The organism is Streptomyces flavochromogenes, from assembly GCF_000717595.1.
GTDB lineage: Bacteria > Actinomycetota > Actinomycetes > Streptomycetales > Streptomycetaceae > Streptomyces > Streptomyces flavochromogenes.
This window is the reverse complement of record NZ_JNZO01000021.1, coordinates 52576-65083: the sequence shown is the minus strand read 5'-3', so window position 1 is coordinate 65083 and position 12508 is coordinate 52576. Positions and strand designations below refer to the sequence as shown.

Here is a 12508-nt window from a genome sequence, read left to right as displayed (position 1 = left end):
CGTCGGGTCGTCGCGTCGGGGTGGCGCTCAGGTCATGGCACGGGGGATGGCACGGAGCTGCCCCATCGTACGGAGCGAATCTATCGCCCGCGGGTTCTACCCCTTGAGGTAGGTGGCGATGCCGTCCGCGATCCCCTGGGCGGCCTTCTGTCGCCACGCCGCCGACGTGAGCAGCTGCGCGTCCTTCGGATCACGCATATTGCCGCATTCGACGAAGACCTTGGGCACGGTTGAGAGATTGAGTCCGCCGAGGTCGTCGCGGACGTCCAACCCCGTACCGGAACCGAGGTAGTTGGCGGGGGCCGTTCCGGTGGCGCGGGCGAACCGGTCGGCGATCCGCTCGCCGAGCTCGCGGGAGGGGCCGACGATCTTCGTGGTGTCGGCGGATCCCTCGCGCACGGGTGCGGGCAGGATCACATGAAAGCCGCGGTTGCCGGCGGCGGAGCCGTCCGCGTGGACGGAGACGACGGCGTCGGCGCGGGCCGCGTTGCCGATCCGCGCCCGTTCGTCGATGCAGGGACCCCAGGGGCGGTCGGCGTCGTGGGTGAGGACCACCTCGGCGCCGCGCGCCGTGAGGAGGTCCCGCAGCCGGTGGGTGACGTCGAGGGTGAAGGAGGCCTCGGTGTATCCCGCGTTCGTGGAGGTGCCGGTGGTGTCGCACTCCTTGCGGTGTGTCCCGATGTTCACCTTCGTGTTGATTTCCCGGGAATGACGGAAATTGCCGGGGTTGTGACCGGGGTCGAGGGCGATGGTCCGCCCGGCGAGGGAGGAGGCGGCGTCCCGGGTGCTCGGCGCTCCGCTCGGTGCCTCGCTCGGCGCTTCGGCCGGTGCGTCGCCTGCCGGGCCCGAGGACGAGGCCTCCGGGCTCTCCGTGGCCTTCCCGTCCGGCTGCGAGGCCTGCGAGGCCCCACAGCCGGCGAGTACGGCGCAGCAGCCCGTGGCGGCGAGGGCGAGCGCGAGGCCGCGGGTACGGGTGCGGGTGTGGCGGGTGGTCTTCCGGTGGTCGTACGGCACCTGGCGACTCTAGGCCCTGTACGGGACGAGATCCCGCAGCGGGTACGTCGCAGGTTGGTCACCGCTTCGCGGAACGGTGGACGCGTGTGAGCAGACAGTGAAGGGTAGGTGTGAGAGGCGACGGTGGGGTGCCACCGCGCATGGACCCACGAGGGGGAACCGTGGTGGGGGAAGAACCGAACGACGCACGTCCCGAGCCGTCCGACCGGCCTGTGCAGGACGACGCATCAGACAGACCGAACCAGCCGAACCAGTCGGACCTGCCCGGTCAGGCGGGCTCGCTCGACTCGTCGACCCGGATACTGCGGTCCGCGGACCGGGCCGCCCCGGACCCCGGCGCGCCGGCCACGCCCGCGCCCGCGGCTCCGGCGCCCGTGGCCCCCGCGCCCTGGGAGGCGCGGCCCTCGGCGGGCTTCGGACCGCCGACCGACCCGCCTCCGAGCGCGGCGTCCGGGCCCGGCCCCGAGGCCACTGGTCCCGCTCCCGGCTCGGTGCCCGGCCCCGCACCCGCCGCCGGTCCCGCCACCGCGCCCGGCTGGGCCGGTGCCGGTACGCCTCCGCCCCCGCCCGGCGCCCCGCCGGGTTACGGACCGCCGCCCGGTTACGGCCCTCCCGGGTACGGTCCGCCGCCCGGCGACGGCGGGCAGCCGCCCACCCGGCCGCCCGGCGAGGCGAACGGCGCCCAGGCCGCCATGATCGGCCTGCTCAACCTCTCCTGCCTGGGCCTCGGTTACGTCCTCCTGCGCAACTGGATCGGCGCCGCGCTCTGCTGGATCGCCACCGCCGCCCTGCTGGTCCTGGCCCTCCCCGCCGACGTCGACGGCGTGCCCGTCGGGCTCCTCGCCGGCTACGGCGTCTTCCTCCTGGCCGTCGCGGCGGACGGCGCCCGCCGCGGCCTGCGCGCGACGCTCCGGATCGGCACGTCCTTCCGCCGTCTCGCGCTGCCCCTGGCCCTCGTGCTGCTCGCCGTGCCCGCGGGCGGCTCGCTCGCGTACGGGGCGGCCCGCGACGAGGCGAAGGAGCAGGCCCTGCTCGACCGCCTCGCCGCCGCCGACGCGCTCGTGAAGTCGGCCGACGGCCTCGCCTTCGACAAGGCCGAGCCGACCTTCCGCAAGGCGCTCGGCGAGTACGAGAAGCTCGGCAAGGAGCACGCGGGATCACGGGCCGGGAAGCTCGTCCCCGAGCGCCTCGACACCTACTTCGCGACGGTCTCCAGGCCGTACGCCGACAAGGTGTACTGCGACGCGATCCCGCGCCTCACCTACCTGCGGGGGCTCCCGGCCACCGTCGACAAGGACCTGCTGGGCACCCGGCCCGCCAAGACCGACGAGCCGCTGGCCCACTCCCTCTACGAGTGCGGGGCGGCCGGGATCGGCAAGGCGACCTACGAGCCGGATCCCAGCGAGAGCTTCGGCGAACTCCTCAAGACCTTCCCGAAGTCGACGTACGCGCCCCGGGTCGCACCGGCCTTCGAGGCGTCGATCAAGACCCGGACGGACGCCCTCGCCGGGGGCGGCGACCCCTGCGACACCACCAAAGAGCTGCACGTGATCGGCGCCTCCCTCGACGGCATGACGGACCCGTCGATCGAGGGCGCCGCGGACCAGGCCGACGCGGCGGTCCAGAAGGGCGACTTCGCCTGCGGGACCGACCAGTTCAAGGACAAGGACTTCAAGGCCGCGCTCGACACGATGACGGCGTACGCGAAGGACTACCCGAGCAGCCCGCAGGCCGGGCACGCCCGCTCCATCGCCATCGCGGCCGAGATCGCCGAGGAGGAGCCCGCGGCCGGCGGGAAGCTGCCCTCGGCCGACGCGCCCGGCGGTACGCGGATGGTGATGGTGGTGAGCAACGACGGCCCGGGCGAGGTCGAGCTGCTCTACACCGGTCCGATGACCGGCAAGGTCACCCTGAAGGCCTGCGGGACCTGCACCAAGTACCCCGGCCCGATCCTCTCGCAGGGCAAGAAGATCAAGGCCTGCACCGGGCCGTCCTCGAAGTACCCGAAGGCGACCCTGCTGCTGCCCGCCGGTGACTACCACTTCCTCCAGAAGCGGGTCTCCACCGGCACGTCCACGGCCGGTGACACCAAGTCGAGCAAGGCGAAGATCGAACCAGGCTACAGCTACACCAACTGCCTGTATGTGACCTCGGGGTTCTGACCCCTCGGCGCGCGATGTCCCGGCGGCCGTCCCCTTCCGAGGGGGCGGCCGCCGGAGCGTCCGCGGGCCGGTGGCTGTGGGCCGGTGGCTGTGGGCCGGTGGCTGTTCGGGCAGCAGGCCGTGGGCCGCCGCCGCCCGCCGACTAGTCCCGGCCTCCCGGCGTCCCGCTCAGCCCCGGCGTCCCGGCTCAGCCCCGGCGGCGCAGCACCCGCAGCGAGTCCGTGACCGAGACCTCCTCGAAGTCTTCCGACTCCAGCGCGCGAAGGTAGATCCGGTACGGCGCCTGGCCGCCGTCCTCCGGGTTCGGGAAGACGTCGTGGATGACCAGCAGGCCCCCGGGAGCGACCTTCGGGGCCCAGCCCTCGTAGTCGTTGGTGGCGTGCTCGTCGGTGTGCCCGCCGTCGACGAACACGAACCCGAGCTGTCCGCCCCACACCTTCGCGACCTGCGGCGACCGCCCGACCACGGCGATCACGTGCTCTTCGAGACCCGCCTTGCGCAGTGTCCGCCGGAACGTCGGCAGGGTGTCCATGAGCCCGACCTCCGGGTCGACGACGGTCTCGTCGTGGTACTCCCACCCCGGCTGCTGCTCCTCGCTGCCCCGGTGGTGGTCCACGGTCACCGCGACCGTCCCCGCCTGCCGCGCCACGTCGGCCAGCAGGATGGTGGAGCGTCCGCAGTACGTGCCGACCTCAAGGAGCGGCAGCCCGAGCTTCGCCGCCTCGGTGGCCGCCGCGTACAGGGCGAGCCCCTCGCCGACGGGCATGAAGCCCTTGGCGGCCTCGAAGGCGGCGAGGATCGCGGGCGCGGGCTCGGACATGGTGACTCCTACTGGCGGGTACGCGGGTGACGGCGCCCATCGTGCCCTACGCGCCGCACGCGAACCACACCGTCCTCCCGCCGGCCCGCTCGTCGACCGCCGATTCTCACATGATCAGGGAGCAGCCGGTCGGCTACGCTCGGCCGCAGGCCGCCGCCCTCTCCCGGGAGGACTCGGCGGCGCCGGTCGAACGTGGTGATGAGGGAGCGGTATTGGGCGCCAGCCAGGTCCTGCGGTGCTGTAGGGCGTCCTCCGGCGGCCCTGACGGCGGTGACGGCGAGAACCCCGGAGGCCCCGCCTTCCTCGCCGCCCCCGCCGAGGGGCGTACCGGCGGGCGCCGATCATGGCGACCCTCATAGGGACGATGATCCTCGCCATCGCCCTGCCGGCCTGGGCGGGGATCACCTACGTCGGGCTCGTACGGGCCCGCCGGGGTGACGAACTGCCCCGGCCCCGACCGCCCCGGCACCGCCGCTCGCCCGCCGGGAAGGCCGCGTGGGTCGCCGGGCTCGCCTACCTCGCGGGGGGTGTCCTGCACCTGTACGGCCTGTCGTACATGCCGTTCCTCCAGCCGGAGGACGCGTGCTGGTTCAACGCGGGGCACATGGCGGTGCCCGACTCCAGCAGCGCGCTGCCCGTGAGCCTGGTGTGCGCGGGCGAGGAGATCGTCCCGTGGTGGGTCAACCCCGGCCTCCTCGTCCTCGCGGTCACCGCCGTGGCCGGGACCGTGACGAGCATCGCCCTCGCCCTGCGGCGTCTCGCGGATCGTCACCGGACCGGGGAACGGGAGGCGCGTGGATGACATCGGGTCCGACCTGCCGCCCAGGGCGGCGCCTCAGGAGCCCGACCCCGTGTCCGTGCCGTCCAGGACGGCACGCAGCTTCCGTACCACCGCCTTCCACTCCTCGCCGTCCGACTCCTCCCAGAGTTCCAGGAGTTCGGAGGGCTCGGTGAGGGTCCGGTCCAGGGCCGTCACGGCCTGCGGGCGCAGGTCGGCCGGGAGGGTCGGCAGGGGGTCCTTCGGGGCGTACGAGGTGGTGATCGGGTCGCCGCCCGGGCACTGGGCGGCGAGGAGGGCCGCCGAGGCGATCGCCTCGTCCGCCAGGTCCGCGTCCAGGTACGCGTCGCCGGTCTCGATCACCTCGCGGAAGGCCGTACGCAGCACGTCGGCCTTCTTCTCCGCCGGGGCCTCGTCCACCCGGTACGAGAAGTCGGCGGCGGTGTCGTTGTCGAAGGGGCCGATGTCCCAGGTGCCCATGGCGTGCTCGCTCTCTCCGTGCTCGGTCGTTCCGCTGTACCGACAGCGTGGCAGGCACCACTGACAACGCCCTTCCGGTGGCGGGGTCCTGTACTCGGATCCCGGCCGGGACGACCGACGACAGGTGCGGCACGCACGATCGGGGTGGTCCGGCCCGGGTGTGGACCGGGGCGGTTCCCTCCCTCGACGCCTTCGGCCGGTGGCCGTCACGGCCTCCGGCGCGTGGGTATGGGGGCTCAGCACGCCTCGCGGGCGACGTCCTCGAACGCTTCTCTCGTCATCGTGCCGCGATCGGTCAGCACGTGTCCGGCGGGCAGGGCAGCGAGTTGCCCGGCGTCGAACGTGACAGAGGCCCGGTAGACGGAGGAGTCGTCGGGATCCGCGAAGTCCAGCTCGTACGTGTGGCCCGGCTGCAGGGTCTGCGGGCCGCGGACCTCGGCCGCCCACTCCGCAGGTGGGGCGAACAGGGGGAAGTCCGCGGCCTGCCGCACCCCCCCCGGGCGTCCCAGCCGATCCAGGGTTCCTCCGCCCCGGAGTCCTCCGGTGCCGTGTCCTGCTCCGCGGGCTCTCGCCCGTCCCCTTCCGTCGCGCGGGCGGCCGTGCCCCGCAGCCCGGGGCCCCGCACCCGGCCGTCGTCGCACGATCTCAGCAGCGCGTGCGCGGTGCCCTGTTCGGCGATGGACACCGCGGCCAGGGTCCGCAGCTCAGGGGAGCAGCCCGTCACCGTCAGCAGGATCGCTCCGCTCAGCGCCGACGCAAGGCATCCCCGGACCACCGAGCCCGCCCGGGCCCCCGTCACTCCGCCGCCTCCTCGACGCCCGTGCGGCTCTGTGCCAGGAGGGCGGCTCCCCGTGTTCCCGCCACGCCGACCACGGCGACGGGCGGTGCCGTCCAGCTCGCGCCCATGTTCCCCTGCATACGGTCTCGCCTCCGCGTCGATGCCGCCACAGGGGCCGTCCGACGGGCCGGGGCTTCGTCCTGTGCGGGATTCCCACTCGTATCTGACCTTCCGTCAGAATGGAACGTGTTCTAGTCTGCCGCGCATGGGCATCGCCATCACGCACGAACAGCGGGAGCTCGCCCGATCCGTCCGGGGCTGGCTCCACCGCGCCGTACCGTCCGAGGAGGTCCGCAAGCACCTGGACGTCCCCGACACGGCGACCGGACGGCCGGCCTACTGGGACGCCGCCGCCGGGCAGGGACTCCTGGGGGTCCATCTTCCCGAGGAGTACGGGGGAGGGGGCGGCGACCTCGGGGACCTCGCCGTGATCGTGGAGGAGGCCGCCAGGGCGCTGCTGCCGGGGCCCTATCTGCCCTCCGTCCTCGCCGCCGAGCTGCTCCGCAGGGCCGGGCAGGACGAGCTCGCCGGCGCCCTCGCGCGCGGGGAGCGGATCGGGGCCGTGGCCCTCGGCGGGACCGGGACCGGCGGCGGCCCGGACAGCAGCGGCCCAGGCACCCTCACCGCCGTCCGCACCGTCGGCGGCCACCTCCTCGACGGCGCCGCGCCCCCCGTCCTCGGCGGCGCCCAGGCCGATCTCGTCATCCTGCGCGCCGCCACCGCCGACGGCTCCGTCTGGCTCGCCGTCGACACCGACGGCCTCGCCGTCCGGCCCCACGAGAGCGCCGACCCCACCCGCCCCACCGCCGAGATCACGGCCCGCACCCGCCACGTCCCCGCCGCCCGCGAGCTCCCCCTCGACACCGCCCTCGTCCACGACCTCGCCGCCGTCCTCTTCGCCGCCGACGCCTGCGGCACCGCCGCCCGCGCCGTCGAGACCGCCGCCGAACACGCCCGAAGCCGCGAACAGTTCGGCCGCCCCATCGGACAGTTCCAGGGCGTCAAGCACCTCTGCGCCGACATGCTCGTACGGCTCGAACAGGCCCGCGCCCTCACCTGGGACGCCGCCAGGGCGGCGGACGACGACGCCCGGTCCCTCACCGCCGCGCTCGCCGCCGCCACCGCCCTCGACACCGCCTTCACCTGCGCCAAGGACTGCATCCAGATCCTCGGCGGCACCGGGTTCACCTGGGAGCACGACGCCCACCTGCTGCTCCGCCGCGCCCTCGTCGCCCGCCAGCTCCTCGGCACCGGCGACCGGCACCGGCTCACCGCCCTCCGGCACGCCGCCACCGGCGTCAGGCGCGGCATCCGCCTCGACCTGCCTCCCGAGGCCGACCCGTACCGCGAGGCCGCCCGCGAGGCCGTCGCCCCCGCCGCCGGACTCGACCCCGCCGCCGCCCGCCGCGCCCTCGCCCCCACCGGCTACGCAGCCCCGCACCTCCCGGAGCCGTACGGCCTCGGCGCCGGTCCCCTCCAGCAGCTCGCCGTCCAGCGGGAACTGGACGAGGCCGGGATCACCGTCGCCGGGCTCGGCATCGCCACCTGGGTCGTGCCGTCCCTCCTCGCCCACGGCACCCCCGCCCAGCAGGACGAGCACCTCGGCCCGACCCTGCGCGGCGAGCGCCTCTGGTGCCAGCTCTTCTCCGAGCCCGGCGCCGGCTCCGACCTCGCCTCCCTCCGTACCCGCGCCGAGCGGACCGAGGACGGCCGCTGGCGGATCAACGGCCAGAAGGTGTGGACGAGCGCCGCCCAGTGGGCCCATCACGGCATCCTGCTGGCCCGTACCGACCCGGCCGCCCCCAAGCACAAGGGCCTCACCTACTTCCTCGTCGACATGCGGAACACCCCCGGGATCGACGTACGGCCGCTCAAGGAGATCACCGGGGAATCCCTCTTCAACGAGGTCTGGTTCGACGACGCGATCCTCCCCGCCGACGCCGTCGTCGGCGAGGTCGACGACGGCTGGCGGGTCGCCCGCAACACCCTCGGCAACGAACGCGTCCACATGGCCGACCAGGTCGCCTTCGACACCGGCCTCGAAGCCGTCATCGCCCGGGCGGACCGGGTCGACAGCTCTGTTCGGGTACGGATCGGCGCCCTGCTCGCCGAAGCGCACGCGCTCGCGTGCATCGGCCTGCGCACCACCCTGCTCCAGGTGTCCGGGCTCGAACCCGGCGCGGGCGCCAGCGTCCGCAAGCTCGTCCAGACCCTCCACCAGCAGAGACTCGCCGAACTCACCCTCGAACTCCTCGGCCCCGAAGGCGCCGTGCGCGAGGGCCCCGGCGAACGGGCCGTCCACGGCCTGCTCATGTCCCGCTGCCTCACCATCGCGGGCGGCACCACACAGGTACAGCTCAATGTCGTCGCCGAGCGGCTGCTCGGCCTGCCGAGAGACTGAGGGGGAACCGAAGATGGGCAAGGCGTACGTCGTCGGTGTCGGAATGACCAAGTTCGAGAAGCCCGAGACCCGGGACTGGCAGTACTGGGACATGGCCAAGGAGGCCGGAACAGCCGCCCTCGCCGACGCGGGCATCCCCTACGCGCGCGTGGAGCAGGCCGCCGTCGGCTACTGCTTCCAGGCCTCCACCGCCGGACAGCGCGCCGTGTACGAACTCGGGCTCTCCGGCATCCCCGTCTACAACCTCAACAACAACTGCGCGACCGGCTCCACCGCCCTCATGACCGCCCGCCAGTTCGTCGAGGGCGGCATCGCCGACTGCGTCCTCGCGCTCGGCTTCGAGAAGATGAGCCGGGGCGCGCTCGGCGGCGGGTCCGGCTCCGGGGACTTCAAGACGTCGCCCGTCGCCCGGCACTACGGGATCATGGCCGCCGGCCACGGCTTCGAGGCGAGCCCGCCCACCGCGCAGATCTTCGGCAACGCCGCCCGCGAGCACATGGAGCGGTACGGGACGACCGAGGTGCAGCTCGCGGCCGTCGGCGCCAAGAACCACCAGCACTCGGCGAACAACCCCAACGCCCAGTTCCAGGACGTCTACACGGTCGACGAGATCCTCGCCGCGAAGACCGTCCACCGGCCGCTCACCAAGCTCCAGTGCTCGCCCACCTCGGACGGCGCGGCGGCCGCCCTCGTCGTCTCCGAGCGCTTCGTCGACGCACACGGGCTGCGGGACCGGGCGGTGGAGATCGCCGGGCAGGCGATGACCACCGACACCGAGGAGTCCTTCGCCTCGGGCTCCTGCATCGACGCCGTCGGCCGCCCGATGTCCCGGGCCGCCGCCCGGCAGGCCTTCGAGCGCTCCGGGCTCGGCATCGAGGACGTCGACGTGATCGAACTCCACGACTGCTTCTCCATCAACGAACTCCTCACGTACGAGGCGCTCGGCATGTGCGAGGAGGGCGCCTCCGGCAAGCTCGTCGAGTCCGGCGCGACGACGTACGGCGGCCGCTGGGTCGTGAACCCCTCGGGCGGCCTCATCTCCAAGGGCCACCCGCTGGGCGCGACGGGCCTGGCACAGGCCGCCGAACTCGTCTGGCAGCTGCGCGGCGAGGCGGGGGCCCGGCAGGTGGCGGGGGCGCGGGTCGGCCTCGCGCACAACATCGGCCTGGGCGGTGCGGCGGCGGTGACGCTGCTGCGGAAGGCGTAGGACCTTATCCCCATGTACGGGGCGGATACGGTCTGCGACCATCACATTCATGCCGCAGACCGAATCCGACTCCCTACGGACGCCCCCCACCACCCCTGCCTCCCTGCCCGCGCCCCGCGCCTGGGCGGTCGTCCTGACCGCCTGCGCGGGCCAGTTCCTCGTCGTCCTCGACGTCTCCGTCGTGAACGTGGCGCTGCCGTCGATGCGGACCGACCTCGGACTCTCGGCGCTCGGTCTGCAATGGGTCCTCAACGCCTACGCCATCGCCTTCGCCGGCTTCATGCTGCTCGGCGGACGCGCCTCCGACCTCTACGGACGGAAGGCGATGTTCCTGCTCGGGCTCGGCCTCTTCACCGCGGCCTCGGTGGCGGGCGGCCTCGCCCAGGAAGGCTGGCAGCTCGTCGCCGCCCGCGCCGTGCAGGGCCTCGGCGCCGCCGTCCTCTCGCCCGCCACCCTGACCCTGATCACCGCCGCCGTCCCCGCCGGAGCCGCCCGCACCAGGGCCATCGGCACCTGGACGGCGGTCGGCGCGGCCGGCGGCGCGGCGGGCGGCTTCGTCGGCGGCGTCCTCGTCGACCTGCTGTCGTGGCGCTGGGTCCTGCTCATCAACGTCCCCGTCGGCGTCCTCGTCCTCGTGGCAGCGCTGCTCTGGCTCCGCGAGTCCCGCACCGGCGCGGGCCGCCGCCTCGACCTGCCGGGCGCGGTCCTCGTCACCGCGGGGCTCGCCACCCTCGCGTACGGCATCGTCCAGACCGAGGAGGCGGGCTGGACGGCCCCGGCGACCCTGCTCACGCTCCTCGGCGGTCTGGCGCTCCTCGGCGTCTTCGTGGTGGTGGAGGCGCGCACGGCGGAGCCGCTGATGCGGCTGAGCATCTTCCGTACGCGCGCGGTGTCGGCGGCCAACGTGGCGATCCTGCTGTGCGGTTCGAGCTCCTTCGGCATGTGGTTCTTCATGACCACCTACGCGCAGAGCGTCCTCGCGTACACCCCGCTCCAGGCAGGTCTCGCCCTGGTCCCCAGCTCCCTCAGCGTCGTCATCGGCTCCAAACTGGCCCCCCATCTGATGCCGGCCGTCGGCGCCCGGAACCTCGCCGTCATCGGCGCCCTCGTCGGGGCGGCGGGTTTCGCCTGGCAGTCGACGCTCACGGCCGACGGCACCTTCCTCGGGACGATCCTGGGCCCCGGCATCCTGATGATGGCCGGCCTCGGTCTGGCCACCACCCCGCTGGCCGCCCTCGCCACCTCCAGCGCCGCCCCGTCCGACGCGGGCCTCGTCTCGGGCCTGGTCAACACCTCCCGCACGATGGGCGGCGCGCTGGGCCTCGCGGTCCTCTCGACGATCGCCGCGGCGGCCACCCCCGCCGTCACCTCGGGAGCACCCGACCCGTCGTCCCTGGTCCCGGGGTACGCGATGGCCTTCCGGGTGGCGACGGGCGTGCTGATCGGGGCGGCGGCGCTGATGCTCCTGTGGCTCCCGAAGCCGGCCAGGACCATGGCGCGCCGCGGGTGACAATGCCCGGGTGATATCGATCAAGAACAAGCTCAGAACCTCCGTGACCGCGCTGGCCGTCGGTGCGTCCCTCCTCGTCGCGCCGTCGGCCTCGGCGGAACCGGTCCTGGCCGTGACCACCGGCGCTGTCTTCAACGACCCCAACAGCACGGACGCCTCCGCCAGGGGGCGGATCCTCTCCCACCTGGCGGGCCTCGTCGACGGTGCGGAGGCCGGGTCGACCATCCGGATCTCCCTGTACCTGTACCAGTCCGTCTACCTGGCCAACAAGCTGGGCGACGCCCACAAGAGGGGCGTCACCGTCCAGGTCGTCGTCGACAACGACAGCAAATCCACGGGGCTCGACACCCTGAAGAGCCGGCTGGCCGATCCGGCGGGCAGCCCCGACTCCTGGGTCCGCGGCTGCAAGGCGGAGGAAGCCTGCCTGGCCCTGGACCCGGGCACCACGGCGGCGGACCCGAACGGCACGTACGACAACGTCAACCACAACAAGTTCTTCCTGTTCTCCCGCACCAAGGGCAAGGGCACCGTCCCGGTCGACAACGTCGTGGTGCAGGGCTCAGGGAACCTCACGAGCAACGACACCGACGACTGGTGGAACGACGCGCTGACCGTCGCCGACAACGCGGAACTGTTCGACGCGTACACCCGGTACTTCGGCGACCAGGCGGCGGCCGCCATCGGGCAGACACCCCAGGTCGCGGACTACGCGCACGACACCCAGGCGGGCAAGGCGAAGGTCTACTTCTTCCCGCGGTCCAGCACCGACACGGTCGTCAACATCCTCGGGACGGTGGCGCCGGTCGGCACCCCGGACTCCTGCGCGGGCAACTCCCCGGGCGTCGGCACCGCGGACGGACGTACGAAGATCCGCATCGCCCAGGGCCACATCACCCGCACCGAGGTGGCCAGGAAGCTGTGGGAACTCGCCAACGCGGGCTGCGACATCGAGGTCGTCTACCGGTCGCTCGACAACTGGACGGCCGACGACACGCCCATGGGACAGGTGGCCAACTGGCTGACCAGGCCGGTGACGGGCAAGGGCCGCATCACCCTGCACCAGCTCGACAACGACAAGCGCGGCGGCTCCGACTCCCACACCAAGTACCTGCTGGTCGAGGGCACGTACTACGGCGGCGTGGACAAGAAGATCGTCTTCACCGGCAGCCACACCTACACGACGACGGCGCTCAAGTACAACGACGAGGCGCTGCTCAAGTACGAGGACGCGACGGTCTTCGACGCGTACGTGGGGAACTTCGAGGCCCAGCGCGCGGCCGCTCTCGCGGGCCTGTAGG

Annotated in this window: 11 protein-coding genes; 6 read left to right on the top strand and 5 right to left on the bottom strand. The window is 73.2% G+C overall.

Annotation, left to right across the window (positions count from 1 at the left end; genetic code table 11):
• Positions 1 to 96 precede the first annotated feature (96 nt).
• Complete coding sequence (locus IF00_RS0125225; RefSeq protein ID WP_030321700.1) at positions 97 to 1014, bottom strand: N-acetylmuramoyl-L-alanine amidase; 918 nt, start codon at positions 1012 to 1014, stop codon at positions 97 to 99.
• Between the two features lie 161 nt (positions 1015 to 1175).
• On the opposite strand from IF00_RS0125225, the gene IF00_RS0125215 reads away from it, so the two are divergent.
• The gene (locus IF00_RS0125215; RefSeq protein WP_245234628.1) at positions 1176 to 3176 is read left to right on the top strand and encodes a tol-pal system YbgF family protein; all 2001 of its coding nucleotides are present in this window, start codon (positions 1176 to 1178) and stop codon (positions 3174 to 3176) included.
• A 187-nt stretch (positions 3177 to 3363) separates the two neighbouring features.
• Here the strand turns inward: IF00_RS0125215 and IF00_RS0125210 are convergent, their stop codons facing one another.
• A complete protein-coding gene (locus IF00_RS0125210; RefSeq protein WP_030321697.1) occupies positions 3364 to 3996 on the bottom strand; it encodes a class I SAM-dependent methyltransferase in 633 nt (210 codons plus the stop codon).
• A gap of 343 nt (positions 3997 to 4339) precedes the next feature.
• Here IF00_RS0125210 and IF00_RS0125205 point away from each other — a divergent pair, with 343 nt between their 5' ends.
• Positions 4340 to 4798, top strand: a complete 459-nt coding sequence (locus IF00_RS0125205) for a hypothetical protein (protein WP_158710518.1) — start codon at positions 4340 to 4342, stop codon at positions 4796 to 4798.
• 33 nt (positions 4799 to 4831) lie between these two features.
• Here the strand turns inward: IF00_RS0125205 and IF00_RS0125200 are convergent, their stop codons facing one another.
• The 3 genes from IF00_RS0125200 to IF00_RS47680 all read right to left on the bottom strand — a co-directional run bounded on the left by IF00_RS0125200 (position 4832) and on the right by IF00_RS47680 (position 6172).
• A complete protein-coding gene (locus IF00_RS0125200) occupies positions 4832 to 5254 on the bottom strand; it encodes a DUF4259 domain-containing protein (protein WP_030321695.1) in 423 nt (140 codons plus the stop codon).
• 236 nt (positions 5255 to 5490) lie between these two features.
• Complete coding sequence (locus IF00_RS42815; RefSeq protein WP_051820610.1) at positions 5491 to 5745, bottom strand: hypothetical protein; 255 nt, start codon at positions 5743 to 5745, stop codon at positions 5491 to 5493.
• Between the two features lie 304 nt (positions 5746 to 6049).
• A complete protein-coding gene (locus IF00_RS47680; RefSeq protein ID WP_280922626.1) occupies positions 6050 to 6172 on the bottom strand; it encodes a hypothetical protein in 123 nt (40 codons plus the stop codon).
• A gap of 125 nt (positions 6173 to 6297) precedes the next feature.
• On the opposite strand from IF00_RS47680, the gene IF00_RS0125185 reads away from it, so the two are divergent.
• The 4 genes from IF00_RS0125185 to IF00_RS0125170 are packed head-to-tail and all read left to right on the top strand — an operon-like array spanning position 6298 to position 12507.
• The gene (locus IF00_RS0125185; protein WP_030321693.1) at positions 6298 to 8493 is read left to right on the top strand and encodes an acyl-CoA dehydrogenase family protein; all 2196 of its coding nucleotides are present in this window, start codon (positions 6298 to 6300) and stop codon (positions 8491 to 8493) included.
• 13 nt (positions 8494 to 8506) lie between these two features.
• Positions 8507 to 9700 carry a lipid-transfer protein gene (locus IF00_RS0125180; RefSeq protein WP_030321691.1) on the top strand — a complete coding sequence of 398 codons (1194 nt, stop codon included), beginning with the start codon at positions 8507 to 8509 and terminating at the stop codon, positions 9698 to 9700.
• Positions 9701 to 9749: 49 nt separating this feature from the next.
• On the top strand, positions 9750 to 11210 hold the full coding sequence (locus IF00_RS0125175) for an MFS transporter (RefSeq protein ID WP_030321689.1): 1461 nt from the start codon (positions 9750 to 9752) through the stop codon (positions 11208 to 11210).
• A gap of 10 nt (positions 11211 to 11220) precedes the next feature.
• Positions 11221 to 12507 carry a phospholipase D-like domain-containing protein gene (locus tag IF00_RS0125170; protein WP_106975877.1) on the top strand — a complete coding sequence of 429 codons (1287 nt, stop codon included), beginning with the start codon at positions 11221 to 11223 and terminating at the stop codon, positions 12505 to 12507.
• Position 12508 lies beyond the last annotated feature (1 nt).